This is a genomic window from Bartonella sp. AP331QHHD, from assembly GCF_042195905.1.
Classification (GTDB): Bacteria; Pseudomonadota; Alphaproteobacteria; order Rhizobiales; family Rhizobiaceae; genus Bartonella.
The window spans coordinates 13,251-39,785 of the sequence record NZ_JBHIPG010000025.1 but is presented as its reverse complement, the minus strand read 5'-3'; the positions used below and the strand labels follow the sequence as shown (position 1 = coordinate 39,785).

General features: G+C 38.9%; 20 protein-coding genes, 1 tRNA gene and 4 pseudogenes. 8 read left to right on the top strand and 17 right to left on the bottom strand.

Annotation, left to right across the window (positions count from 1 at the left end):
• Nucleotides 1-665 precede the first annotated feature (665 nt).
• The 3 genes and pseudogenes from dut (ACFIMS_RS02590) to ACFIMS_RS02580 form a co-directional block, all read right to left on the bottom strand.
• Nucleotides 666-1,223: pseudogene (dut, locus tag ACFIMS_RS02590) on the bottom strand (dUTP diphosphatase).
• An 89-nt stretch (nucleotides 1,224-1,312) separates the two neighbouring features.
• A complete protein-coding gene (dut, locus tag ACFIMS_RS02585) occupies nucleotides 1,313-1,843 on the bottom strand; it encodes a dUTP diphosphatase (RefSeq protein ID WP_375696369.1) in 531 nt (176 codons plus the stop codon).
• A gap of 260 nt (nucleotides 1,844-2,103) precedes the next feature.
• Nucleotides 2,104-2,934 carry a VIT1/CCC1 transporter family protein gene (locus ACFIMS_RS02580; protein WP_375696368.1) on the bottom strand — a complete coding sequence of 277 codons (831 nt, stop codon included), beginning with the start codon at nucleotides 2,932-2,934 and terminating at the stop codon, nucleotides 2,104-2,106.
• Nucleotides 2,935-4,265: 1,331 nt separating this feature from the next.
• On the opposite strand from ACFIMS_RS02580, the gene ACFIMS_RS02575 reads away from it, so the two are divergent.
• Together ACFIMS_RS02575 and ACFIMS_RS02570 are read left to right on the top strand one after the other, a co-directional pair.
• Nucleotides 4,266-4,904 (top strand): hypothetical protein, encoded by a 639-nt coding sequence (locus tag ACFIMS_RS02575; RefSeq protein ID WP_375696367.1) that lies wholly within the window; start codon nucleotides 4,266-4,268, stop codon nucleotides 4,902-4,904.
• A gap of 294 nt (nucleotides 4,905-5,198) precedes the next feature.
• Nucleotides 5,199-5,411 (top strand): hypothetical protein, encoded by a 213-nt coding sequence (locus tag ACFIMS_RS02570; RefSeq protein WP_375676238.1) that lies wholly within the window; start codon nucleotides 5,199-5,201, stop codon nucleotides 5,409-5,411.
• A 1,073-nt stretch (nucleotides 5,412-6,484) separates the two neighbouring features.
• On the opposite strand, the gene ACFIMS_RS02565 is transcribed toward ACFIMS_RS02570, so the two are convergent.
• From ACFIMS_RS02565 to ACFIMS_RS02555, 3 genes are all read right to left on the bottom strand, one after another.
• Nucleotides 6,485-7,009, bottom strand: coding sequence for a type II toxin-antitoxin system PemK/MazF family toxin (locus tag ACFIMS_RS02565; RefSeq protein WP_273790913.1), 525 nt, complete (start codon nucleotides 7,007-7,009; stop codon nucleotides 6,485-6,487).
• Between the two features lie 298 nt (nucleotides 7,010-7,307).
• A complete protein-coding gene (locus ACFIMS_RS02560) occupies nucleotides 7,308-7,880 on the bottom strand; it encodes a disulfide bond formation protein B (RefSeq protein ID WP_375668247.1) in 573 nt (190 codons plus the stop codon).
• 12 nt (nucleotides 7,881-7,892) lie between these two features.
• Nucleotides 7,893-8,498 carry a YqaA family protein gene (locus ACFIMS_RS02555; RefSeq protein ID WP_375679922.1) on the bottom strand — a complete coding sequence of 202 codons (606 nt, stop codon included), beginning with the start codon at nucleotides 8,496-8,498 and terminating at the stop codon, nucleotides 7,893-7,895.
• Between the two features lie 222 nt (nucleotides 8,499-8,720).
• Here ACFIMS_RS02555 and ACFIMS_RS02550 point away from each other — a divergent pair.
• A tRNA-Leu gene (locus ACFIMS_RS02550) sits at nucleotides 8,721-8,805 on the top strand.
• Nucleotides 8,806-10,440: 1,635 nt separating this feature from the next.
• On the opposite strand, the gene ACFIMS_RS02545 is transcribed toward ACFIMS_RS02550, so the two are convergent.
• The 4 genes and pseudogenes from ACFIMS_RS02545 to fumC all read right to left on the bottom strand — a co-directional run bounded on the left by ACFIMS_RS02545 (nucleotide 10,441) and on the right by fumC (nucleotide 14,557).
• Nucleotides 10,441-11,328 (bottom strand): outer membrane protein, encoded by an 888-nt coding sequence (locus ACFIMS_RS02545; RefSeq protein WP_375611600.1) that lies wholly within the window; start codon nucleotides 11,326-11,328, stop codon nucleotides 10,441-10,443.
• A 625-nt stretch (nucleotides 11,329-11,953) separates the two neighbouring features.
• Nucleotides 11,954-12,172: pseudogene (locus ACFIMS_RS02540) on the bottom strand (lyase family protein); the annotation flags it as partial.
• 671 nt (nucleotides 12,173-12,843) lie between these two features.
• The gene (locus ACFIMS_RS02535) at nucleotides 12,844-13,035 is read right to left on the bottom strand and encodes a hypothetical protein (protein ID WP_375692412.1); all 192 of its coding nucleotides are present in this window, start codon (nucleotides 13,033-13,035) and stop codon (nucleotides 12,844-12,846) included.
• A gap of 133 nt (nucleotides 13,036-13,168) precedes the next feature.
• The gene (fumC, locus tag ACFIMS_RS02530) at nucleotides 13,169-14,557 is read right to left on the bottom strand and encodes a class II fumarate hydratase (protein WP_375611602.1); all 1,389 of its coding nucleotides are present in this window, start codon (nucleotides 14,555-14,557) and stop codon (nucleotides 13,169-13,171) included.
• A 227-nt stretch (nucleotides 14,558-14,784) separates the two neighbouring features.
• Here fumC and groES point away from each other — a divergent pair, with 227 nt between their 5' ends.
• The 4 genes and pseudogenes from groES to groEL all read left to right on the top strand — a co-directional run.
• The gene (gene groES / locus ACFIMS_RS02525; protein ID WP_005774667.1) at nucleotides 14,785-15,081 is read left to right on the top strand and encodes a co-chaperone GroES; all 297 of its coding nucleotides are present in this window, start codon (nucleotides 14,785-14,787) and stop codon (nucleotides 15,079-15,081) included.
• Between the two features lie 58 nt (nucleotides 15,082-15,139).
• The gene (gene groL / locus ACFIMS_RS02520; RefSeq protein ID WP_375606493.1) at nucleotides 15,140-16,783 is read left to right on the top strand and encodes a chaperonin GroEL; all 1,644 of its coding nucleotides are present in this window, start codon (nucleotides 15,140-15,142) and stop codon (nucleotides 16,781-16,783) included.
• A gap of 129 nt (nucleotides 16,784-16,912) precedes the next feature.
• Nucleotides 16,913-17,050 (top strand): hypothetical protein, encoded by a 138-nt coding sequence (locus tag ACFIMS_RS02515; RefSeq protein ID WP_375621593.1) that lies wholly within the window; start codon nucleotides 16,913-16,915, stop codon nucleotides 17,048-17,050.
• A gap of 71 nt (nucleotides 17,051-17,121) precedes the next feature.
• Nucleotides 17,122-17,327: pseudogene (gene groEL, locus ACFIMS_RS02510) on the top strand (chaperonin GroEL); the annotation flags it as partial.
• Between the two features lie 777 nt (nucleotides 17,328-18,104).
• Here groEL and ACFIMS_RS02505 read toward each other — a convergent pair.
• From ACFIMS_RS02505 to ACFIMS_RS02480, 6 genes and pseudogenes are all read right to left on the bottom strand, one after another.
• A pseudogene (locus ACFIMS_RS02505) lies at nucleotides 18,105-18,274 on the bottom strand (integrase); the annotation flags it as partial.
• Between the two features lie 569 nt (nucleotides 18,275-18,843).
• Nucleotides 18,844-19,056, bottom strand: a complete 213-nt coding sequence (locus ACFIMS_RS02500) for a hypothetical protein (RefSeq protein ID WP_375610233.1) — start codon at nucleotides 19,054-19,056, stop codon at nucleotides 18,844-18,846.
• Between the two features lie 128 nt (nucleotides 19,057-19,184).
• Nucleotides 19,185-19,421, bottom strand: coding sequence for a hypothetical protein (locus ACFIMS_RS02495; RefSeq protein ID WP_375611603.1), 237 nt, complete (start codon nucleotides 19,419-19,421; stop codon nucleotides 19,185-19,187).
• The gene (locus ACFIMS_RS02490) at nucleotides 19,418-20,080 is read right to left on the bottom strand and encodes a lysozyme (RefSeq protein ID WP_375679049.1); all 663 of its coding nucleotides are present in this window, start codon (nucleotides 20,078-20,080) and stop codon (nucleotides 19,418-19,420) included. Before ACFIMS_RS02490 ends, ACFIMS_RS02495 begins: the two co-directional genes overlap by 4 nt.
• A 628-nt stretch (nucleotides 20,081-20,708) precedes the next feature.
• Complete coding sequence (locus ACFIMS_RS02485) at nucleotides 20,709-21,635, bottom strand: YopJ/AvrA family T3SS effector serine/threonine acetyltransferase (protein ID WP_375696366.1); 927 nt, start codon at nucleotides 21,633-21,635, stop codon at nucleotides 20,709-20,711.
• 325 nt (nucleotides 21,636-21,960) lie between these two features.
• Nucleotides 21,961-22,905, bottom strand: coding sequence for a YopJ/AvrA family T3SS effector serine/threonine acetyltransferase (locus tag ACFIMS_RS02480; RefSeq protein ID WP_375696365.1), 945 nt, complete (start codon nucleotides 22,903-22,905; stop codon nucleotides 21,961-21,963).
• A 419-nt stretch (nucleotides 22,906-23,324) separates the two neighbouring features.
• Here ACFIMS_RS02480 and ACFIMS_RS02475 point away from each other — a divergent pair, with 419 nt between their 5' ends.
• Nucleotides 23,325-23,585: a hypothetical protein gene (locus ACFIMS_RS02475; RefSeq protein ID WP_375696364.1), complete on the top strand. Its 261-nt coding sequence runs from the start codon at nucleotides 23,325-23,327 to the stop codon at nucleotides 23,583-23,585.
• An 840-nt stretch (nucleotides 23,586-24,425) separates the two neighbouring features.
• Here ACFIMS_RS02475 and ACFIMS_RS02470 read toward each other — a convergent pair.
• Nucleotides 24,426-24,992: a hypothetical protein gene (locus ACFIMS_RS02470; RefSeq protein WP_375668241.1), complete on the bottom strand. Its 567-nt coding sequence runs from the start codon at nucleotides 24,990-24,992 to the stop codon at nucleotides 24,426-24,428.
• Nucleotides 24,993-26,535 lie beyond the last annotated feature (1,543 nt).

Sequence of the window (26,535 nt, the reverse complement as noted above, 5' to 3'; positions counted from 1 at the left end):
ACTTTTATTTACGCGTCCCTCACTGTAAAAAAGCTGTATAAATACAGCAAGTTATTTTTACATAAAACTTACATGTTATCCATAAATGGTATAACCGTAAAGCCCCCGTAAAATAATCAAAAAATCTATCGAACCTCACTCTCTTTATGCTGAATAAAAGAGTAAGCGAGCACCATTATCGTATTTATATTTTTTTCCAAGACAGTGTTAATATACGTATTCATTGTAGGCATTTTTTCAGTTTTTATCTGTATGCTAACCACGTTTGGAATGTGAGAAACATGCTTTTGATTGATTTAATATAAATAGGCTTGCCATGAAACAATCTTACAGTATTGAGATTTCTCATTTAAGTTGAAAGACAATTCATTATTATTATAAATCAATATGATGTATAGATTGTCGACATTACAAGCAGTGTGTGAACGCTCAATGGTTAATGCCAATGTTTTTGTTATGGGGGAGGGGTATCGGGCGATAATGAAGTTTTGTATAGCGTGAGAGACGTAATTGAGAGATGATTATTTAGAGGGGCGTTTAGTGAAAAAACTTTGAAAGCAAATGCGCATTCCCTCTGCACTTTAAAAGCGCAAAGAATTTCCAGTGAAAGAGTGGTTGGAATAAGTATGTGTGTTATTTTGAGAGTAGCGATTTTTCAGAGCCTCTTAAGTGTGTCCTGTTGAACCAAAACCTCCTGTTCCACGGCTCTCGTTATGGCTTTGGGTATTTTGCTCTGGTTCAATGGCGCAAACATTAACTTGGGATACAGGGGCGATGACTGTTTGGGCAATGCGCATGCCCCGTTGGATTGAAAAGTCTTCTTGGCCTAAATTGATAAGAAGGAGTTTGACTTCACTTCCGGATAGTCACACCCAATCGTTCTTGGAGTGTTGAGGCATGTGATGCCCGTGTTTTAAGGCTAAGCCAGAGCGTGGACGGATGCGTGCTTCAAACCCAAGAGATAAATGAAAAATGAGACCTGTTGGAATAAGTGCCCGCTGCCCAGAGGCAAGAACAAGCGTTTCTTCTTTACCAATTGCTGCTTGTAAATCCAAGACCGCAGAATCAGCCGTTGTGTAGTGAGGAAGCTTTCTTGTCCCAAGTGCAAGATGCTGAACGGATAAAGTCAAGGGGGGTGTGAAGATTGAGAAGAGACAGGAGAAGAGTAAGGATACTTGTTTAGAGGGGCGTTTAGTGAAAAAACTTTGAAAGCAAATGCGCACTCCTTCTACACTTTAAAAGCCCAAGGGACTTCTAGTGAAAGAGTGGTTGGGTATGTGTTATTTTGAGAGTAGAGATTTTTCAGAGCTTCTTAAGTGTGTCCCGTTGAACCAAAACCTCCTGTTCCACGGCTCTCGTTATGGCTTTGGGTACTTTGCTCTGGTTCAATGGCGCAAACATTAACTTGGGATACGGGAGCGATGACTGTTTGGGCAATGCGCATGCCTCGTTGGATGGAAAAGTCTTCTTGTCCTAAATTGATAAGAAGGACTTTGACTTCACCACGGTAATCACTATCAATCGTTCCTGGAGTGTTGAGGCATGTGATGCCGTGTTTTAAGGCTAAGCCAGAGCGTGGACGTATTTGTGCTTCAAACCCAAGAGATAAATGAAAAATGAGACCTGTTGGAATAAGCGCCCGCTGCCCAGGGGCAAGAACAAGCGTTTCTTCTTCTCCAATTGCTGCCCGTAGATCAAGACCCGCAGAACCCGCTGTCGCGTAGCAAGGAAGTTCTAAACCTTGTCCGTGTGCAAGACGCTGAACAAATAAAGTCTGGGCATGTGAAGGTTGAGAAGAGACAGGATGATTGTTTAGAGAGGCGTTGGTTTCAGTGTGCGACATGATCGAGGCATTTCCAAAATATGAGGTCTAGAAGAAAATGATACTTTAACAAAAGATATCTATAAAACCAAGTCGATAAAGGTGTGTGGATATAGGTTGTCCCCAGAGCTTGCTTATCATCTCTTGCTGATCTAAAATATTCCACAACACCACCTAACATCATCAAAGGCATTTTTCAATAATGGCATCATCAAGGATGGCTTATGCCTAGGGGCATGCGCTTATTTGAGATCTAAATTATGGTTACAGATAAGATTTTTTTAGATACTACCGATAAGTATACCCGTGGCAAAAACCAGAGCTCCCCCAATGATGACCTGTAAAGAAGCGCGCCAAAAGGGAGTGGACATGAATTTGTTCTGAATCCAGACGATGGCGCCTAGTTCGAAAAAAACAATGATAAAAGCAATAATTGTCGCTACATAAAAAGAGTTGATTAAATAGGGAAGCGTATGGCCTAATCCTCCTAATGTGGTCATAATGCCGCTGGCAAGGCCTCTTTTTAATGGCGAACCACGCCCTGATAATTTTCCGTCATCATGGGCTGCTTCTGTGAAACCCATTGAAAGTCCCGCACCAATTGAAGCTGAGAGCCCTATCAAAAAAGTTTGATGCGTGTCTCCCGTGGCAAAAGCTGCGGCAAAAATGGGGGCAAGGGTGGAAACAGAGCCATCCATTAACCCTGCTAGACCTGGTTGAATCCAAGTCAAAAGTGTTTGTCTTTGCGTTTTCGAAGGTTTTTTTATGGTGTGATTTGCCGCTGTTGTTTTTTGGGAGGGATGGCGGTTCTTGCCTTTCACAAGAGAAGTTTTGTCTTTCACAAGAGAAGTTTTGTCACATAATGAACCGATAGTGTTTGCACGATTATGGCAAGAAAGGCACAAAAGTTGCTTATAATTTTTAAGCTCTTGAAGCCCCATGGCGGTAAAAACCGCGGCTTCCTTAGAGGAATAAGGTTCTAGAGCTTTTGCATATTTTAAATAGAGCGCCGCATGTTGCTCTTTTAATTTGAGCGCTTTAAGTATCACGTTTTGTGCTGAACGAAAGGACAGAGCTTTACGTTGTACAAATGAAAAAAACGATCTCAACATTTTCTGTTCCTCTGCACTTTAGAATAATTCTAAAACATAAGAAAAATAAACCGAAAGTCAATCTAAAAGTTCAAAACTGAAAAATTGCAAAAAGGTTGCAGTAAAAAAATGCTGGGGTGCTATGAAAGTAAAGCTGGCAAATAAATTCAAGTACAGGAAGATTTATTAAGTGGGAGATTTATTAAGTGGGGTCGAGAGGGGGGCGTGAAAGCATTGAGAGAAAATATGCTTTATTATGGGACGTTTTCAATGGAGCATTCTAATGTATTGTGAATATATGGAAATAAGCGGGCACGATCATTCATTTGACGGGTTCAAAAGACGATAACAATCTTTGGAATTTGAGATAATTCTTTAAAAGAGACTTTTTCAAGGGACAAAAGTCTCTTTCATGAGGGCGTCCGTGAAGAGTATAAAAGAGTAAAACAGTAAAGCCTTCATACAATAATATACACTCCATTGAGCCTTCTTATCTTTACGCTGCATAAAAGATATTGATTTATAATGATAATCTAGCGTTATTCATATTGAATTAGCCTCCCGAATAACGTGGGATTCTCTCATTTCAAATCTGTTTATCTTAAATCAATCAAAATTACTTGCTTGCACACTACAAGCGGGGTTGGTGTGTGGGTAAAAACTATAGAAGAAAGGACTAAAAATGGCTCTTATGAGCCGTCTTAAGAGCCAAGGGCTGTCACAACATTGGGGGCTGGCAAATAGATGGTGCTGGCTTGTTACTTCATAAAGAGCAAGCCGGCATCATCATACACCTTAGCTCCCAGTGTTGCGACAGTCTTTAGAACGGTTCATTATAGGCATGGCATTTTATTGTACAGTTTTACGCCACTCATTCTGCTTGTGGAAGTGTAAGCCAGTATTCTTATGATATTTACGCGCATTTTAGCGTTGTTACAGCTTTTGCATTTAGGTGGATTTGTTAGCGTGTAACGAATTATCTTTTGTGCTGTGATTGCAGGGGCAGGTTTAAGGGTGGGGGTGTATAAATGAGAGAGATATTATCATATCAAATTGTTTGATCACGCATAAAAATTTATGCTTTATGAAGGGGCATTTATCGCCTTGTAACTTGCCTGATATCTTGTATGAAAGCCCAAAATTCAGTAGGATTCCTCTCATTTCAAAACTTCTTATATTGAAACAATTCAAATCATTTTCTTGTGGATCACAAGGAGGGGTGTGGTTGTGGGATTATTAAAAAGTGTGATAAGCGTGCAATGTGAGGGGAGTATAATCTCTGTGTCAGTGAAGGAGATTGCTCTTAGCATTTTAAAAAATATGTTAAGTTTTGTAGAAAAAGCGGGGAATATATGGAAATTGATGAAAGTATAGAATGGCTTTTACGTTCTCAAAAACTAACAATACTGCAGGCAGCGTTATTGATAGCGGGCTTGAATCCAGGAAAGTGTCTGTTTTTCAACAAATTAGAACCAGAAAAAGGTGATATTTACGAAAGTAACCGTCGCGTATCATTAGAAAATACTGCTAATTTCCGTGCAGCCTATCATGCTATCGTTCAAGCGGGAAAAAGCAATCAATTAAAGATAGAATGGTCGTATGATCCTTTTGGTGATATAGATGCAGATTCCTCATATGTTCGCGTTGATGATTTAAAAGAATGGCTTTCATTGCGTGGTAAGAGACCTAAAGTTTTTTTCCCTGAGGATAATTTTGCTGAGACTAAGGATCAAAAATATGCGTTTCAAGATCCAACGCATCCACGTTATGCTCCAAAGCTTGCTGCTATTGTTGCGGCATGGGAAGCGGTGAGTGAGGCTGAGGGTGGTAAAACTGTTAAAGGAACGCTTATAAAGTGGCTTAGTGACAATGCCGTTCAGTACAAGTTGGTGGATGATGATAATTTACCAAGAGAGAAGCTCATTGAGGAATTAGCGGCTGTTGCGAATTGGGAACCTACCGGAGGGGCGCCTAAGACACCTGCCAATTAATTTTATCAAAAGAAAAAAAATAAAAAGATCAGTAAAATTGTGCTGCTTTTTTTGATAATTTTGAAGGTAATCTCTTTTTCTGGGGGATATTTTTACTTTTCTTCCCTAGATTATAAGTAATTGTTTTTCAATGAAAATAATTTTTATAGTGTTCCTCTGACTGTTCAGGCGGGGGAAAATAGACATTTTGGGGCAGTAAAATTTACCCTGTAGTTTTCGTAACTTACCTCTCTATTTTTGTTTGATTTTTTTGGTCATTTTAAAATCCATTATAAATTGAAATGAGAATGCAACATGAGAAAAATATTTTCTTTTTTTACGGTGCGTGGAAGTGCAAAAAATCCTCAAGTCAATGCACCGATAAATACACCGATATTGGAGCAGCCTGTTGCCGATGAGGTGGTGCGTAAATCGTTGAGAGTAGGTGTATTGTCGTTTTGGTTAAAATTTGAACTTATCGTTGTTATAGAAAAGGTCAAAACTGAGCGCCATACGCTTTCTCCATAAAGAAATCTTGTCATCTATGAGCGAGTGAGGATTTCTCTTGAAAAATTTGCACAATAGTAAAACTCGTTAGCAAAACCCGTTCTGTGGTGCAACAAAAAGGATGTCATAAATGATTATCTCATCATAAATATGCTTTAAGAATAACCCGTGCGTGGCGAAAGTCTATGGCGTAGTCGCTATAGATTTTTGCTCCGTGTGTGATGATCAATACTCTTGTTTATCTCTTGTCAATGCAAGTGCCCATGAAAGTGATGGATGTCTATTGCTCCATTGTGATGCTTGGTGGTTCATGTTTAGAAACGACAAGTGTATTGAACGCGATAGGGCTGATAGAAAGGAAAACGTATCCTGTAAAAATAGGTGTGTCTTTAAAATAAAGCTGATAAACGAAATTATTTTTTTATCTACCTTTTATATGGTGAGAAAAAAGGCATTCAAAGTGCAAGCATAAGCAATTCAGCAGTAAATCCCAAAATAGCATAGATCGTTTCTAGGAGAACAGGGAAGAAAATCTATCTGCAAAAGCTATGTTAGATCATGTGACCGGTGAAATAATGTGGTTAGGGCAATAAACAATTGTTTTTGGTGAAGAGATAGAAATCGGTTGGGTGTTGATTTCTGGTTTATTAGAGAATTTTCTTTGTTATCTCGTCAAATACGATCGTTTGAGGTGTGGTCATATAAAGCGAAGCTTTTTTTCAATCTTGGAAAGATATTCCCATTGCGGAAAATCATATAAAGTTTAAGCAACGGCAGCATGATTTTTTGTGCAATGAAATGATAAGTATGTACAATATCTCGGTAATCTCCATGGGAAACTTTACCGGATCCAAGGTGTGGATATTGTCTTCTGCTTACCCCAAATCGCAGATATTTCAAAACAACAACGGTGGAGAATGAATGTTGGATATGTTCTAGGGAAGGTTGCAAAAAATGGCAGTTTTCAAAAAAATACTAAAAATGACGAAAGGAGCGGTTTCCCACTCCTTCGTTCCTATCTCCCCTTGCGGGGAAGCGGCCACCATTACTGATGCCGTGTATGCTGATATAGGTACACTTATTTTTCTCAAAAGTCAATACTGTAAATGCGGTAAATATTTGAGCATCAGAGCTACAACTTTATGAAAATCTTCGCAGGATAACCTTGGAACGGTACGTGAGCAACTTAAACGACTTACAGAAACTGTTGTGACATAATTGCAGATAATCCACGCTTTTTTATTCTCTATAGGAGATTGTATTGGATACGCAGCGGGATTATTGGGTTGTGATTTCGTTGAAAAAGGTAAAACTGTCACATTTCCATATAATTTTGCATTCTTAGAAAGCACTAAAACAGGCCGCTTTTTCCAAAATTCAGGGAGTATCGAATCATGAGGAAAATCACACCAAAAAACTTGTCTGATGCGTGGTGCCGATTTGATTCGTGGTTTTATATGAGGTGGTTTTTCGTAAGGCGCATTTAAATCTCTTTCTTTTATATGCTCACGCCATGCATTATGATCATGTTCCATCATAACACATGGTTCTTCAAGTTTGGTTATATCTAAGGAAATAGGTGATAGGGTAGAAGGCTCTGTGTTCTTATCTTCAGCCATAGCAGACCATTTATATTTATTGGTCCCCTCACTTATTATTTTACGGCTTTTCTATCACGAGTTTTTATCAAAATGTTGCTTATAAGTACAGAGAGGTGAAACCATAAAATGGATGTATCTGCTTATTTTTGTCTTTTGAGTACAACGCTAGAGGAGGGATGTTGGTGACTCGTTGGTGTTGGTGGGTTGGTTTGGCGGTGGGTGGTTTTGGGTGGGGATTGGTGACTGGAGGGTTGGTTGGTTAGAGGGGAAGCGATTGGAGAGAACGAGTGTACGCGGTTTCGTTTCTATTTTATGGTTAGAGTTTTTTATGGATTGAAAGGAGCCCTTTTGAAGTAATATAGAGGCTTATAAGGGAGAAAAATAGGCTTGAGACGACATTCCAACCGGCAAATGAAAGAAAAAGAAAGCGTGCGGATGCTTCAGAACAAGAAGGGGGATGAATGCTATTTAATTGGTTAAGCAGCTGGTTAATGTCTGAGGTTTTTCTGACTGCGCTTAAACCACAGCTGAGGGGAGCTTCCCAAAAGCCATATTCAACACCCGCATGATAAACGGCTAAAACAAGGCTGATGCACATTAAGACAAAAACACACAAAAACAAAAGTTGTATCCAAGCAGTTATGCGAAAAAAATATGCCCCAAAACCTGCTAAGAGCAAAAATGGTATGGCTCCATAATAAGGAAAACGCTCTATGAGACATAAATCGCAAGGAAGATATCCTCCGAAATATTCAAAACCAAGGGCAATACCTATTGTGGCAGACAAGCAAAAAGCGAGAAAAAAAGCCCATAAACTTTGTTCTTTTCTGCTGGGTTCAAGATGAAGGTGTTTGTGTAAAAGTGGGTGAGAAGACAAAACGCATGCCATTAAGTCTATTCCTTATAAAAGCTTCTTGTTTAAAAAAGCTATGAAAATCCCATAAATTAAAAGGAGGCTAACACAACCAATGAGAACAATCCATTTGAAATGCTGTACTAGAAAATTCATTGCTTTTTGTCCAAAATGTTTAATCAGCCACGCGAGAAGATAAAAACGAGCGCCTCTAGAAAAAATACAAATAAGCATGAAAAGTTCAAGACGCACACTCATAACACCGGCCAAAATTGTGACAATCTTGATGGGGGGAAGATGAAAAAAACCTGATGTTATCAGTAAAATGATGAGAAATTGCAGGGTTGCACTATTTTTCAGAGATTCAAAACTTTCAACCTTACCATAAATTTCTAAAATGGGTTTGGCAAGGGTATCATAGGCAAAATGTCCGATAAACCAACCGGCAATGCCTCCTAATACAGAACAGATTGTCGCAATCAAAGCATAGCGATAAACCCGCTTTTGATGGATAAGAAGCATCGGAATATATAAAACATCTATGGGAATTGGAAAAACAGAACTTTCAATAAAGGCAATGAAACCAAGCCAGTGTGGTGCTGTACGCCGATTTGCTAAAGAAATCGTCCAAAGCTTTAATTTGTTTAATATCATGAGGCTTTTTATAAGTTTAAGAGGTAAAGACTTTACAAATGAGATTGCTATAAATCCGGTAGAGAAATCCAATAAAGAAAATATTCCATAAAATAGATCAGAAAATGATATGAATTCTTAAAAAATGAGAAGTCTTCTGTTGACGAATCTGTTCTTCTTCATATAGTGCAAAAGAATAATCGACAAGTCTGTCTTTTATAGTCCTGTCTTTTATAAAAGTGTGCGGGTGTGGTGGAACTGGTAGACGCGCCAGACTCAAAATCTGGTTCCGAGAGGAGTGTCGGTTCGAGTCCGACCACCCGCACCACTTCATAAATATTTTCCTTTATCCTGTTATGGTGCATCACGTTGTTTTATAAAACATGGGATTTATAAAACATGGGGGGATTTATAAAACATGGGATTTATAGACCGTGTTCAATGTTTTGCATGTTGAATGAAAAACCTCGAATACCGTAGGATTCTCTCATTTCAAGTCTGCTTATAGTAAATCAACCAAAATCATGTCGCTTGTACGTTACAAGCTAGATGAGCTCGCGTGGAGTGAAATTTTACAAAAAATGAATAAAAATGCCTCTTATGAACCGTTTCAAGGGCATCATTGGAGGTAAAGTATATGATGGATGGTGCCAGCTTGCATTTTTATGAAGTGTAGAGATGGTGCTCTATAGATTTTATATTCTTGTAGGTGCTTTCGCAAAATGGGCTTGAAGGTTTTGAGAGCTGTTTCTTTAAAACACGCATGTGAATTGGCAACCCAAGTGTCTTGAATTTGAGTGTGTTTGGTTTGAAGCGTTGTCGTATGACATGAGGGGCGTGATCGCCAAAAAGATATGTGAGCAACAAAAACATGGGGTAGTGCGTAATCTCCACTCTTTAAAAGACAGGAGCTTTAGAGGCTTAAAAAATAGTGCTTTAGAGGCTTTATAGATTTTATATTCTTGTAGGTGCTTTCGCAAAATGGGCTTGAGGGTTTTGAGAGCTGTTTCTTTAAAACACGCATGTGAATTGGCAACCCAAGTGTCTTGGATTTGAGTGTGTTTGGTTTGAAGCGTTGTCGTATGACATGAGGGGCGTGATCGCCAAAAAGATATGTGAGCAACAAAAACATGGGGCAATGTGTAATCTCCTCTCTTTAAAAGACAGGAGCATGAGAGGCTTAAAAGATTATGCTTTAGAGGCTTTCGAAAGTCGTAAAGCAGAGGGAAATGGTAAGGTTGGAAATTGGTTTTTTACCTTGACAACTTCATGTGCTCCCTAAATGAAGCTGTCTCCCCGTTATAGAAATTACATAAACAGAGAACCGCAATATCCTCTCTCCACTCTGGCATACAATAGCGGTAAAATACTGTCGTTTGAAGTGTGGTCATATAGGGCATACTTCCTTGAAACGTTACAGTATTTTTTTCGGTGTGTGTTGGATATTCTTCAGTGTTTGTCTTGCTTGAGATTTAAGGGCATTCCATGAGGAGGAGCCCAAAGAAGCCCGCCCAATATCCCCCAATATCCCCCAAGAGTCTCCAAGGGTTTTTGTGCTTTTATAAACGGACATGGTGTTTAAAAATGGGTGTTTAAAAATGGGTGTTTAGAATCTTTATCCTTTAAGAGCGGGGAGGCCAAGTCAACATCATCTTATAAAACTGCAATTGATGCACAATATCCATATTTATTTTAAAGAAATATCTCTTAAATAACGGCTCTCATTTATTTTACGATGGCGCCCAGTGGTATGATGGTAAAGCTTTTATATTCCAAAGGCATTACATGAAAGGCTGAGAGGATAGAAATTTGCTTTAAGAGAGGGAGAGGCTTTATTGTTTCGTGACTATTTGTTTACAGTTTAGTACAGGTTTTTAGAATCTACGTCTTTTTAGGGGGAAAGGGGCATTAAAAAACCCCGTTTTTAACAGGGTTTTTTAATCGTTCAACTTTTCTAAAAAACTTAGAATTTATAAGCGATACCAAAGCGAACATCATGCGTTTGAGAAGAGATTTTAAGGTTATCGTTTGCAAATTTCTTTTTAAAAAAATCTGAATAACGATATTCTGTCCGCATAATGATATTATCTGTCATTGCAAGATCAAAACCACCACCAACAGTGTAACCAAACATTGTTTTTGTCTCATCTAACACATTGCCAGAAGCAAAAATTGTCGAATCTTCTTGCGATTTTGATAAAAGTGACATGATATATTGCATCTGTCTATAGGCTATACCCCCTGCAATATAAGGCATAAGACGATGGGAAGCAAAACCAATGCGCGCGCGCGTGGCACCAGACCACGTTTCTTTCAATGTTACACTGCTAACAACAATGTCACCATAGTTGGATATCGTTTCACCCTGAGCTGCAGGTTTTATGATAGGAATCCCAGCTTTTTTAAAGGCAATGTTAATGGAGTTTGATTCATCTAGAATTTTCTTTCCATTGTCTGTTTGGGTGCTTTTCCTCCCAGACCAGACCATATCGGTATCAAAACTGAAAACAAGATCTCCCAGATCAATATTAGAACCTGCATACAAACCTGCTCTCAATCCTGATAGTTTCGGTGATAAATCTCTATCAACCCAAGCCCACTTTCCGTCCCTGGCTTCTTGTGCATAATTTAGAGTATTTTTATTGGAAAAATATCCAATTTGTCCTCCAAAATAAAAACCAGACCAAGAAAAAGGCGCAGAAACAGTAACCGGTGAAATACGTGATGACGAAACATCTTGCAATGAAACCTTCGGTTCTGATTGCTTAAAGATTACTGTATCTGCTGCTTGCGCTGTTGAAGCGGTAATGAAGGTGAAAATAGATAGTGCAACTAAACATTTTGTTTTCATAAAAACGTCCCCAATTTATTTCAGATACAAATCGTATTATATACGAATTGGTTAAAAAAATCTATATTTAATATCATTATGAAAACTAAAACATTCAAAAACTCTATAATTATCCATATTTAAGCGTTCTTGAAACTTGTTTTCATGCTATTATCCCGCGTTTATATTGATTTTTCAGTATTTTTATATACTCTTTCAGTGTTCTCTGTGTTTTAGAAAAAATTATAGTATAGTAAACAAGCTTTCTATTTGTTAAAAAAATATTACTTTATATACATTAAAACACTTTTTGTTATTAAATGTATTATCCATTATGATTGACACCAATGTGCTTAAATATTCAATTTATCGTAAAAATGCATATTGGCACCGTCATATTCGTTGCTCGTTTTTGATATTGCATAGCTTTGTATTGCGGTAGCCTTTTGAGCACTCGAGGGGATGGGCGACTTTATTTCTTTTTTATCTATATGCCACTTTTGCTTATAATAATCTAAGCGAATAGTTTTGATTGATTGAATGGAATACGAAGAATCAGAAGGAGTAAAGTGCGAGAATCTCAAGTCTCATGAGGTTTCTTATGCGCCATGTAAAACGGATAAACTCTCCGTTCCGTTCGCTTAAAGCCGGAACGTGGATGAGAGCCTAAAAACTGAATGTCGTTGGCGATTTTAAAGAGATTAGCGCGTGCATTCAGGTTTTTGTGGAAATGGGTGAGGGCGCCATAATGGGCAAATGCCTCCAATTTCTTGCGAGCTGTCAAGGATATCCCGTCAAAGAGTGGATTGTTTCAGCAAAGGTCAAAACCTTTCGGTGCATTGAATTTTGTTCCAACAGCTGTTCCTCTATTGAGCACCCCCATCTTCACGCTTCATAAAAGAGACATTTTTCAATGTTCCTAAACCCATTTCATGACAGCGATTGTGAATGATATAATAATAAATCTATTGAGCACTCCCATCTTCACGCTTCATAAAAGAGACATTTCTCAATGTTCCTAAACCCATTTCATGACAGCGATTGTGAATGGTATAATAATAAATCTATTGAGCATCTCTTTTACGCTTCATAAAGGAGCACGCCGGTACCATTACTATATTTGCCAGTTCGTGGGGTGTTGTGACAGTCCTCTCCACAATGTTGTGACAGAGGCCCCTTTGTCCGTTGTGACAGTCCTTGGCACTTGAGGTGGTTCATTAGAGGCGTTTGTAGTCCTTATCGGATACAATTTCTATTCATACATTCATTGCGTTTGTGATGTGCAAGTCAGTGATTTTGATTGATGCAACATGGGACCGATTTAAAATGAGAAAATCTTACGGTCTTTAGGATTCTCGTTCAATATGGATAACGCTAGATTATCATTATAAATAAAAGCATTATCTCATTGAGATAAGAGTTATCTACCCAATGTTATCAATAATGATAACATTGTAAAGCGTAACTACGATGAATTCATTAATCTTTTTATACTTCGATTGAAATTATGTCTATTAATACCGATTTTTTTTGAGCTCATTCTGTTTGGTTGATAGCTAATAGATTTTCAAAATCAAAACGCGAAGCTAGAATGAAAAACACCTTAAGGTCATATCCATTTAAATCACTTTCTGCCAGTATAGCCATTGGGTGTTGAGCTATGACTATCCATGCCTTTGCAAAACCGTTGTGCCTTTTAAGTACAATATAAGCAACAAAAACACCCATAGCATAAATGCGGCTCAGAGCCTAAAATGAACGCTGTGGGTAATTGTTATCGGTCATCATCGGGGTGTTTACACCCCGATCTTTTGACAGAAAGATTTGTTTTAAGATGTTTGCATCTTTTTTAGTGGGTTGTTTATTGGGGAGCAATCATCTTTTTAGGATCAACTAATCGGTCATAATCCTCTACAAAAACACCTGCTTTTAATGCTTCGGTGCGCAAAGTTGTATCATTTTTATGCGCTGCTTTGGCAATTTCAGCAGCTTTTTCATAGCCAATTTCTGGTGCAAGAGCTGTGACTAACATGAGTGAGCGCTCCATGAGCGAGTGAATATGAACACGATTGGCCCGTAATCCTTGAATGCAATGCATATCAAAAGAACGCATGCAATCACCAAGAAGGGTAATTGATTGTAAAACGTTATAGCCAATAACAGGTTTATAAACGTTGAGTTCAAAATGTCCTTGGCTTGCGGCAAAGGTTACGCTGGTGTGATTACCAAAAACTTGGCATGCAACCATGGTTAAGGCTTCACATTGCGTGGGGTTGACTTTGCCGGGCATAATAGAAGAGCCTGGTTCATTTTCAGGAAGACTGAGTTCCCCTAAACCGGAACGTGGACCAGAGCCTAAAAACCGAATGTCATTGGCAATTTTAAACAGATCAGCAGCGAGAGCATTCAAGCTCCCGTGGAAATGCGCAAGGGCGCCATGATGGGCAAGTGCTTCAAATTTATTGCTGGCAGTTTGGAACGTTATTTCTGTGAGAGTGCTCACTGTTTGCGCAAAAGCAACGTCAAAACCTTTTGGCGCATTCAGCCCTGTGCCAACAGCCGTACCACCTTGAGCAAGCATTTGGACATCGGTTAGAGCATTTTCAATACGCTGAAAATTGGCTTCTAATGCGGCACGATAGCCTGAAAATTCTTGCCCTAAGGTTAAAGGGGTTGCATCTTGCGTATGGGTGCGGCCGATTTTAATGATATCTGCAAATTCTTGCTCTTTTTGTTTTAATGTCGCAATAAGAGCTTCAAGGATTGGCAGTAAGTGTTGGCGTGTTTGCAACGTGGTGGCAATGTGAAGCGCCGTGGGAAAGGAATCGTTCGATGATTGGCTCATGTTGACATGGTCATTGGGATGAACTGGTTTTTTGCTTCCAAGTTTTCCTCCCAAAATCTTACTAGCACGATTAGCAATGACTTCATTGACATTCATATTGCTTTGTGTGCCAGAACCTGTTTGCCAGACGGACAGTGGAAAATGCGTATCAAAATCGCCAGCAAGCACTTCATCAGCGGCGGCAATAATTGCTTTTCCAATATTTTCTGGTAGTTTTCCTTTGCCCATATTTACAATCGCTGCTGCTTTTTTGACAAGGACTAAGGCATAGATGATGGCAAGAGGCTGCTTTTCACTGCCAATGTTAAAATTATGCAGAGAACGTTCAGTTTGTGCGCCCCAATAACGATCTTGACGTACCGAAATCGTTCCAAAGCTATCCGTTTCCTGACGTGTTTCAACCATGATAAGATCCTTTTTTGTTCACGGGTTCTCAAAAAAGATAGATAACGCGAAAGTGCAATAAGAGGCAAGACTTTGAAGCTTCATTTAGAGAAATTATTTTTATGGCTATTCTTGACATTGAGAGATGCCGATTTTATATCTAACACATGCTAGCACTCGTAATTTGAGAGTGCTAGCAAGAACTTTTAAGATTAATTCAATTATGTTCAGTTTTAAGGATTTAAAACATGGCTAATATACAATTCCGCCCACTTCACGACCGTGTCGTTGTCCGTCGGGTTGAATCTGAAAATAAAACGGCTGGTGGGATTATCATCCCTGATACAGCAAAAGAAAAACCCCAAGAAGGCGAAGTGATTGCTGTTGGCAATGGCGCTCTCGATGATAACGGAAAGCGCGTGCCTTTAGAAGTCAAAACAGGAGACCGTATTTTGTTTGGAAAATGGTCTGGAACTGAAGTCAAGATTAATGGGGAAGACCTCCTCATCATGAAAGAATCTGACATTATGGGAATTATGGGCTAATTGAAGCACTTAGTTTTTCATTGTGTACTATTTTGAGAAAACTCCAAGGAGAAATTAAATGGCTGCTAAAGAAGTCAAATTTGGCCGTGAAGCGCGTGAGCGTTTGTTGCGCGGTGTCGACATCCTTGCTAATGCTGTTAAGGTGACACTCGGCCCTAAAGGTCGCAATGTGGTGATTGATAAATCATTCGGTGCGCCTCGTATCACAAAAGATGGTGTATCCGTTGCAAAGGAAATCGAACTGGAAGATAAGTTCGAAAATATGGGTGCACAAATGTTGCGCGAAGTTGCTTCTAAAACCAATGATATCGCTGGTGATGGAACAACAACAGCAACTGTTTTAGGACAAGCTATTGTGCAAGAAGGTGTTAAAGCTGTTGCTGCGGGCATGAACCCAATGGATCTTAAACGTGGGATTGATGCTGCTGTTGAAGAAGTGGTGGCAAACCTCTTCAAAAAAGCAAAAAAAATTCAAACTTCAGCAGAAATTGCACAGGTGGGAACAATTTCCGCTAATGGCGCTGCTGAAATCGGTAAAATGATCGCTGATGCTATGGAAAAAGTGGGCAATGAAGGCGTCATTACCGTGGAAGAAGCTAAAACCGCTGAAACGGAATTAGAAGTCGTTGAAGGAATGCAATTTGACCGTGGGTATCTTTCCCCTTATTTTGTCACAAATGCTGAGAAAATGGTCGCTGATCTTGATGATCCTTACATTCTCATTCACGAAAAGAAATTGTCTAATTTGCAATCTCTTCTTCCTGTGCTTGAAGCTGTTGTTCAGTCTGGAAAACCACTTCTCATTATCGCTGAAGATGTGGAAGGTGAAGCTTTGGCAACGCTCGTTGTCAACAAATTGCGTGGTGGTTTGAAAATTGCTGCTGTAAAAGCTCCTGGATTTGGTGACCGTCGTAAAGCAATGTTAGAGGATATCGCTATCTTGACATCCGGACAGGTTATTTCTGAAGATGTGGGCATTAAACTTGAAAATGTCACTTTGGATATGCTTGGACGTGCAAAGAAAGTGAATATTTCTAAAGAAAACACCACCATTATTGATGGTGCTGGACAAAAGGCTGAAATTACTGCTCGCGTCAATCAAATCAAGGCTCAGATTGAAGAAACAACTTCTGACTATGACCGTGAAAAATTGCAAGAAAGACTTGCTAAACTCGCTGGTGGTGTTGCTGTTATCCGTGTGGGTGGTGCAACAGAAGTTGAAGTGAAAGAAAAGAAAGACCGTGTTGATGATGCTTTGAATGCAACACGTGCTGCTGTTGAAGAAGGTATTGTTGCTGGTGGTGGTACCGCATTGTTGCGTGCAGCAAATGCGTTGACCGTTAAGGGAAGTAATCCTGACCAAGAAGCTGGTATTAGTATCGTTCGTCGTGCTCTACAAGCACCAGCGCGCCAGATTGCAAGCAATGCTGGTGAAGAAGCCGCTATTATTGTGGGCAAAGTGCTGGAAAATAATGCTGACACTTATGGTTACAATACCGCAACTGGTGAATTCGGTGATTTGATTGCTTTGGGAATTGTTGATCCTGTGAAAGTTGTGCGCTCTGCTCTTCAGAATGCGGCTTCAATTGCGAGCCTTCTGATCACAACAGAAGCAATGGTTGCTGAAGTTCCAAAGAAAGATACACCAATGCCTCCGATGCCTGCTGGCGGAATGGGCGGAATGGGCGGAATGGATTTCTAAGCTCTTATTCCTAGACGTAATAAAGAAACGGGCCTTCTGTGCCCGTTTTTTTTATGCTTTTTCATGTTTTCCAATCGGTGAATTTGGTGATTTGATTGCTTTCAAGAATTGTTGATCCCGTGAAAGTTTTTGCGTTCTGCTCTTCAGAATGCGGCTTCAATTGCGAGCCTTCTGATCACAACAGAAGCAATGGTTGCTGAAGTTCCAAAGAAAGATACACTAATGCCTCCGATGCCTGCTGGTGGAATGGGCGGAATGGATTTCTAAGCTCTTATTCCATAGAAGTAATAAAGAAACGGGCCTTCTGTGCCCGTTTTTTTTATGCTTTTTCATGTTTTTCAACCGGTGAATTCGGTGATTTGATTGCTTTCAAGAATTGTTGATCCCGTGAAAGTTTTTGCGTTCTGCTCTTCAAAATGCGGCTTCAATTGCGAGCCTTCTGATCACAACAGAAGCAATGGTTGCTGAAGTTCCAAAGAAAGATACACCAATGCCTCCGATGCCTGCTGGCGGAATGGGTGGAATGGGCGGAATGGATTTCTAAGCTTTTTTCCATAGACGTAATAAAGAAACGGGTCTTCTGGGCCCGTTTTTTTATGCTTTTTCACGTTTCATACAGTTTTTCCTTTTATGACAGTTCCTTTATCTTATAGGATTGTTCTATTCTCCACTGGTTGATCTACCGTCATTGTGAATGAATTTCACTCTTAATCCATAGCTTTTTCTCTTGTTTTTATGAAATGTTTCTATTGTGCGGGGATCGTGGTTTCCTTTGAAAATATTGTGCTAATAAAAATATAACTATTTGATTTATAATCATTTATTCCTAATACAGTTCTGTTTTTTCATTTCAGGTTTATGCATGCATCGTTAAAAAATCCTGTGTTTGTGCTTCATAAGGTGAGAGGTCACTACGGTTTTTATGAACCAACGCAATCATTAAAAGTCAGTAGTTAAAAAGAGTCAGTAGTTAAGAGTTAGTACCTATTGAGCGTTGGAAAGACAGAGTTGAAAAGAGCATGATGGGGCTGGTTTGTTTTTTTATGAATAAGATGCTGGTATTTCAAGCTTTTGCATAGGAGAATAAGCATCTCTCTGTTTCGTTGATCTCTGAAATGGGGAGACTGTGCCCCATTTGAGAAGCTTAAAGACAAAAGCTAATTTTTCGCCTTGCTCTCATCTTTTCTTCGGTAAGCTCATCACCTAAACTGGAGCCAAACCCATGTTGTTATACTCAAGTTCTGTTTGTTGCCTATATTGTGACAGAAAATTCTTGAGTGGGGAGCCATTTTTGAACTAAGGGGACCATGACAGGTAGCCGAAAAAAATCATTACGAGACAGTAGGCGCGCTTGTGTTAGAATTTTTAATGCTTCTGATGATAAAGGCACGCGAAATTCTGTTGTAGCCTCATGCCTTCTTTTCATATTTTCGAGCCAAGGATTTTCCATATATTCTCTTCAACTTGACCTTTATGCATAGAACATAAGGGAATTGAGAGGGTGGAAATTGAGAGGCAGGGAATTGGGAGGCAGGGAATTGGGAGGCAGGGTATTTAGAGGCAGGAAATTGAGAGGCAGGGCATTGAGAGGGTGGAAATTGGGAGGCAGGGCATTGAGAGGGTGGAAATTGGGAGGCAGGGCATTGGGAAGGTGAGAGGAGCCGGCTTGCTTTTTTATTCAACGTAAAGATGAGAGGCTTTATGTAAGGCTACCATTACATTGCTTGTTTATGCACTTCTTTAAAAGAAATGTCTTTTAATACAAATTCTTGGCAATGCTATTTATGAAGAGTATAAAATCATTTGGATATCAATAGTTTATTAAAAAAATGTATGTTGGTATGATCCTTTTCTTATGTTACCAAAGTTGCTGACTTACGCGTTGGTTAAAAATCTCTCTTCATACCCCTAAATTCATTTCATGAAAGTGTTTGTGAAGAGTGTATAAAAATTTCTCGTGAGACATGAAAAATCATCAATAAAATCTCCATGTTTTCAAAAAATAACGAATGGCTTTTTATATTTAAAAGATTTAACACGTCTCACGTTTTTTATTTATTTTAGAGCTGAATATTCGATTTTTGTGTAAAAATACTTCCCAGCACATCTACGATCCGTGAAAAATCAAGTGCTAATAAGAAAATGATGAATATAATCCATTTCGTATAGCGTGACATCATTTTTACACTTTTATACGTTGTGATGATTTCTTGTAGGACTTCTTTTTCCTTTTCTGTAAGCTCTGTTTGTTTTTCCGTTTTTTTTCTAGCCATGTTTCCACCCACACATGTGTTCCCCTTGTTTGTTATGCTTTAAAATATCTCTTGCGAGATTTGAACTGATGATATTGAGATCTTTTTTGTCTAAATAAATGGGCATCCAACCAACGCAAGAAAAAGGCTCATTGATTGTTTTTATCGCGCAACCAGTGAGTAAGAGCAGCGCGTATATCAGCATCACTTTTTTGATTAATTTCATTTTCCACCTCTAGCCGTGTTGTTGATGACTTTAGCGTTTTTTCTATTTGCTTTTGTTGTTCAACCTTCTTTCCAAGAGTGAAAGCTTTTGCTAAAGCGATAAAAAAAGCGGTCAGAGCCGCTCCTGTTATCATCAGATTTTTTTTCAACCACCACATCATAAGCGCTGCTCCCGAAACCGTTTTGCCACAAAGAAAATGCCAACGCAGGCGGCTAAAACCATAATGGTTGCTAATGCCCATTGGATAGGACCATTGCCTGCCAATAAGCCCCCAAGTCCAGAAAAAGAACCAATAATCGGTGTAAGCGCTTCTGCTTTGAAAAATCCCATTGGAGCTTGCGTTTCTACAGTTTGGTAGTTGGGAGAAACATAAGCCCCTTTTGCCCATAATCCCGATTCTGCTGCACGACGGTGCACTAAACCGTGAAGACGTTTTCCTCCTGCTTTAGTCCACTTTTGTAACTCAGCAGGGACAGCCTCATATTCGCCATTATTGAGCTTTTTTAGAAGGGTCGAATTACAAAAAGCCGATGTTCCTATATTATAGCAAAACGATACGAGCGCGGCGAATTGTTCATCCGTTAAAGAAACTGTCACATGTTTTTCAACGGTATTTTCAAACTGTCTTAAATCTTGAGAAAGAATTTCTTCTGCTTGTTTTTCAGTAATGATCATGCCCTTGTGAACGAACGGTTGGCCAGCTGTGGTGGTATGTCCATAGCCGATTGTCCACACCCCGATGGCATCTTTATAGGCTTGTAAACGCAATCCTTCCCATTGTTTAATGAGTGCAAGCCCTGCTTTAGATATTTTTCTCATTTGCTTCTCCATAAAATAAAGCCTCACGTTACCGTGAGGCTGGTTGACAGATTAAAAATGAATTTTTTCACGCTTCAAAAACAGAAGAGATGTGAAACTTTTATGAAATCAAAAGGTTGGTTGTGACATCTTAGGGAATGGGGGAATGGTTGGCCAAGAGGGATAATGGCTGGGCAAGTGGAATAATGGCTGGGCTGGTGTTTTTGATGGAGCCTTCTTGGGGTGCGGGAAGCTGTTTGGTTGATGCACGATAAGTGTGGTCTATTGCGGTTGTTTGGTCGTATGGCATTGATGTGGGGGTGTTTGAGATACGAAGCGGACACTTTCAGAAAAACAAGACATATGCTTTTACTGAAGACGAAAGCATTAAATATTTTATGTATCAAGCGTTTTGCTTATCCAAAGAGTCTCATTATTACAAAGAGCTTTGGGCTAACAAGAGCTGTGGAATTTTGATACAATTTTAAGAGGGGCTGGTTTTTATAGGACAATGGTGCTTTTTCGTTAAGAGGAAAGTTGTTGGCTATTTTTGTTTTATGAGCGCAAAAGCTGGTTTGCTTAGAGAAATCTTAGCCGTAAAGCAGCCTCTCTTCGTTCTTTGATGAATAGGAATATGGAAAAGCCTCACTTACATCGTTAAAGATTTGTATTCAGTGAGCCTTTTTTGGTGGGAGGAAACGGAAACAGTTTTTCCCTCTGTTTCTCTTAAGTTTTTTTCAAATCTCTCCCTCAGGGTTTCGCCTTTTTTGTTGACTGTTTCATGTTCAGCTTCCGGATGGACTTTTAAATAGTGTTCTAGACGTCTTCTTCCTTGCGCATGTTTATAAAAAGTGGTTGGAAGATAGGAATCTAACTTTTCAGCAGATAAAGATGAATTGGGTTCACATAATACACCCTTAACATTATCTTTGTGCAATCTTGCTAATTTTTGAGCTTCGAGATAAAGCTTTTTGGCAAGGCTTAAGCTGAACATCCCACATTCAGAAGAGCTTCGCTGAATATCCATTTCTGCCGTGGTAAAAGAATAAGGAGGCAGTTGAAGACATTGAAGGGTTTGATTTATTTTTATCCCTAGTTTGCAAGCCGCGATATTCTGAAATGTTGTAGGTTCAAGCATAATCAAAGAGATTTTGTCATCAACTTTTTGATAATCAAGGACGGCAAAGTGGATTTTGCTTCCCGAATTGACTATAAATCGGGCAGAATTTGCGCCGCTCTCAACGACTTCTTTTAGGGTGTGCGAAAACTCTTCTGCTGTAAGAGCCAATTTGAGATTCATTTCTGGATATTTGCTGTTTGCTTTTTCTACGAGAGCCGGCATCAATCTAATATCTGTGTTTTCATAATAAGAGTTAATCCAACGGCCGGTGACAAGATCATCTTCTAAGCCTGTAATAATATCTTTTAATTCGTCAGAACTCGGTGCAACATGTTCTTCTTCTGTTTGGATGGAACTTTGCATTAAACGTGCAATAAGGTCTTCTAAAGATTCATTTGCACTTGCTCCTTCTGGTGTTTGTGAGGAATGAGGGAGGGAAGAATCTTGTGGCTTCATACTATTAGCCTCCATATTGATAATCGATAGGTGATATTATCTTCTTCAATTCTGGCTAAACAATGTTTGCAGGAAAGATTTTTATCTAAAAAAAACAAAGAGATGAAATCATCTTTATTTTAAAAAATTTTGTTACGAAAGACAAAATCCCCCGCTTTTAAGAGTCAAAGGTAAGGTATCTTTTTATCTTTTAAGAGATCACGTTGCTTACTGTTTGCATCTTTACCTCAAAAGAAGATTTGCTAACAGCAATTTATGCCTTACCGTAAAGCCGCAGAGCTTTATTCTTTGTGGATGTGGAATATGGCTATGGCTAAAACGCTTATTACATCATTAGAGATTTGTATTCTGTGGCTCTTTTTTTGTGTTGTGAAACAGAAACAGTTTTTGTCTCTGTTGCTACCAAGCTTCTCTCAAATCTTTCGGTTAGGGTTTCGCCTTTTTTGTTTACTTTCTCCTGTGCTGCTTCTGGGTTGGCTTTTAGATATTCCCCAAGACGTCTTCTTCCTTGCACGTGTTTGTATAAACGAGCTGGAAGATATGGATCTAATTTTTCAGCAGGTAAAGGCGTGTCTGGTTCACATAACACACCCTTAATATTATCTTTGTGTAGTCTTTCTAATTTTTGAGCTTCGAGATAAAGCTTTTTGGCAAGGCTTAAGCTGAACATCCCACATTCAGAGGAGCTTCGTTGAATATCCATTTCTACCATGGCAAAATGAATATTCGGAAATTGGTGATGTTCAATGGATTGTCGCGTCCTTAATGCAAGTAATGCGGGAAGCGTGTCACGCAGTAAGGTCGGTTCAAAAAAGATCAAAGATGTTTTATTATCAATGGTTTGATGATCGACAACCGCAAAATGAATTCCCCTATCCTGTGCGTTAACGATCAGCCTAGAAGATTTTATGCCCTTTTCGAGCGTTTCTTTGAGAGCAAGGGCAAAGCCGTCAGGGGGGCTTGTAAGTTTGAGATTCATCTCTGGATATTTACGATTTGCTTGATCGACCAAGGCTGGCATCATGTAAAGATCTAGAATATCATAATAATTTTTGATCCAACTGCCATCGGCATTATGCTTTTCTAAACCGGCAATAATATCTTTTAATTCCGCACGATTAAAAGGGGTGTTTTTTATTTTTTCAATGTTAAGCCGTTCTAAATGTGCAGTAAGAGTGTCTAATGATGCATTTGCATGCGCTCCTTCAGGTGCACTGGCCCCTTCTGGGGTTTGTGAGGAATGTGGTGGGGGAGAATCTTGTGGCTTCATAATCTTAGCCTCTATGTTGATGATCGATAAGTGATATTATCTTCTTCAATTCTGGCTAAACAATGTTTTGAAAAACAAGCCTTTGCATCTTGAAAGGTGAGGCGATGAGAGCATAATAATGCCGTTTTCATATTTTTATGCGTGTATTGCTCATCATTGCTGTGATGTATGATATTGGTATTTTATGGGGAGATTATTAGGGCGTTCTATTGAGAGCCCTTATTGAATACCACTTGTTTTGAAAATCTCAAAATTATAGAGTTGTTGGTGATGCAAATTGGGTGATGCAAAAGAAAACAGTCAGAAAAAGACGAAAGATACCTTCAAACCGTAAAGTTTTAAACATTGTCGCAAGACACACTGTTTTATAACAGTCTATAATAACTTATAATAGTCTATGATAATGCGAAAATTTTACGGTGAAATCTGGACGCAGAAAACCCCTTACCGCACCCGTCATTAAATACGATTTTTCAGATTCTGTCAACCGCAAAACGATTATTTTTCCTCCTTTATCGCGGGAAAAATCTACAGAAAAAAGCTCATTCATTGGCTATGCAGCAAAATATCTTGTTTTAATGGAAAAGTTTTTGATGTGGCAAAAAACATTTTCTCCTTTGAGAAAGGAGGGGAAAGGTGAAGGGAGAATTGTGGTTTTGAAATCCGTGGTATTTTATTGATGAAATTGGGAAGGCGGTGGTTGGAAGGTGTTGCGGGGGCAAAGCTTTAGGTGTTGGCGATTTGTGGGGGTAATTAGGGCTGTGCAGGCTGTCGTATTAGTGGTGGTGTGATGGGTGTGGAGGGTTATCGGTGCAGTTGTTGATGAGGGAGGAGATTGTTGGTAGGGGCTTTTTCTTTCGTTTAAGGGATGATGCTTTTAATTGTGTCAAAAATCAACGGGTTGTTTTAATGATAAGCTATTGATTTATAGTGGATATTTTATCATTATTTATCTTGAATGAGAAAACCAGATTATGCTGAAATAAAAGCCATAGTTTTTGTCCGTCATAAGATCAGAAGAGCCATATAGAATTGTACAAGAAAAGACGTAAAATGACGATAATGAATTGTCTGAAGAGCTAAGGATGTTGCGATATTGGGTGAAGTGTATGATGAGGGTGGTTTGTTACAATGGGGGTAGAGAGAAGAATGTTGCTGTTTTTTAAAGAGGGGGCAATATTTATCCTGTCCATGCCGTGAATATGCCGTTCCATGCCGTGAATATGCCGTGAAATATTGTCCTTTGAGGCATGGATTAAGTGAGGCACTGGTAGGTATAAGGTTAAGTCTCTTTGACAGTTGAAGTATTTTTTTAAAGGGCGTGGTGGATATTTTTAAGCTTGTTTGTTGTGCGCTTTAAGCTTGTCAATTCCATGAAATTCTATGAAAGGGCATGCTCAGAGGTTCTCAAGTGTCATTTGCCAAAGGGGGGCTTTATAAAGGCGCTGGTTATAAAGAGGCATGTTATAAAAGGAGGGGGAGAATCTTTATCCTGTGAGGGGGAGGAAATGATGGGTGTTTTAGCCAAGGCTCTTTTGGGTAGAACTGTCAAAATGTTTATAAAGGGCATCAAGAATAATACGCAACGAACCAACAAGATTAGGCAGCGGTTGATCTTCTATAACAAGATAGTGTAATGCCGCATGAAAGTTGTGTTGACGATGTAGATATTGTGCTTCTTTAATCGCTTCTTGCATAGCTTCATAGTGTTCCGTTGCTCTTTGGACCCATTGCTTTTTTGCTTTCTCATCTGATGCGCTGTGCGTAAAACCATCATAATAACCGTTTGGTAAACCTTTTGCACATAAATAGTCGTTTCTAATTTGCAAGTATTGTTGCGCCGTGTCATATTGCTCTTTACTGATGCCTGATGAAGCTTCTTTATAGCCAAGCAAACAAAGACGCCCAATATAGGTTCCGACAAGCGGATTTTTCGCTTCTTCGAAGCTTAAACCAAAGTGTTTTGCACGCATTTCAATCGCAGATTGAAGCGCAGATTCGCTGGAATTTTGGGCACGTGAAATACAGCTATTGGGCTCTTGCTTTCCTGTTATTTTCGATCTACCGCGTTTTTTACGTATTTTCATGAACTTAACCATTTGAATGAAAAAGAAACTGTCTGTTGATGGGGGACAGTGATGTAAAAAGCACTTGGCGCAAATATTGGGGGGAGCAAATACTTAAGAGGGGGAAAATACTTAAAAGGAGGAAAATACTTAAAAGGGGGAAAATACTGGGGGGGGAGTGAGCAAATACCGGGAAATATCAGCCGTTGCAGATCAAAAAACAAACGATACTAAAGGCGTTTTAAATGCAAAGAAAAGCAACGGTGTGGGGCGAAAAAATCATCTTTAAGGTGGTTTCTTACCTTTTTTATCTTATCCCTATCAGTCTTATCTTCCGCCCCTGTCATGCTTATTTTTTTATTGCTAGCGGATTATTTGCTTTCTAAATATTTCTTAACTGTTCTTGAGAGATTGAAGGAAAATTTTTGTCAAATGTGAATGAAAAAATAACAATGGATTTCAAGGGCATGTCATCGTCTTTCTAATAGGAAGTTTTTTCTAATGGGATTATTTGTCTCTTTTTTCACGAGCGCTTTGTGGAAATTTTTCAATTCCACTTTTGAAAGGTCATTGTTTTCTTAAGTTGGAAGCTTTTTATTTGGGTTCTCTTATTTTTTTGTTGTTGGGCGTTTTCCCAAGATATTTGATATACATCACGCTGTTAAGCATACTTTTATCCTTTATAGGAGATATATTGTCTTCTGTTGAGTGGCAGAGAGCGGCAAAAAGCAAACCTCCGCATTCTATTATAATAGCATAAGATGCCCTATATTTTCAAATAAAATATCGTTTATCGGCTTAAAATAAACTGTGAATGATCTCGCTATTTTGTTTGGTGTATCCTTTGTAAGTATCCTTTATAGAGTATAAATTTTCCGTTTTAATGGATCTCATCATAAGACGAGGGATGTCGTTTAAAGGACGGAATGCATTATCGAAAGAGGCTGTTTTTATAAGAAGAAAATGCCTTTATAAAAAGATGCTTTTATAAGAGATGCCTTGATGAATGTAGGGGCTATACAAATGTAGGGGCTGTGAGATATTTCATCTTTAATGAAGAATTTTTAAAATGAAGCCTTTTTGATTAAGAAGCTTTCAAATGAGGATTAAGGTTGTTTGTCGCACGTTTTTTATACTGGATAATCGATTGCTTGTTTGACTTTGTTTTGTGTTGTGTTGCTTTTTAAAGAGCCATGTCTTAGGGCTCTCTTTTGCCCATTTTGCAAGGGTGCTCATGAAGGGTATAACGATAAAGTCCCCAATGAAATCCATATAAAGTTTGAATAATATAAAATCTATTGCACACTTCCATTTTTACGCTTGTGAAGAAGAAAGTCTATAGCATCACACATTTTGCCAGCTCTCATTGTTGAGACAGCCCTTGGCATTTGAGGCGCTTCCTTAGAGGCATTTATCATCCTTTCTTAATGTTTTACTCTATATGGCTCTTTCTGCTTGTAACGCACAAGAGACATGGTTTGGGTTGATTTAATATGGAATAGGTTTGGAATAAGACAATCCTACGGTATTTAGGGTTCTCATTTAATATGAAAAACAATAAATT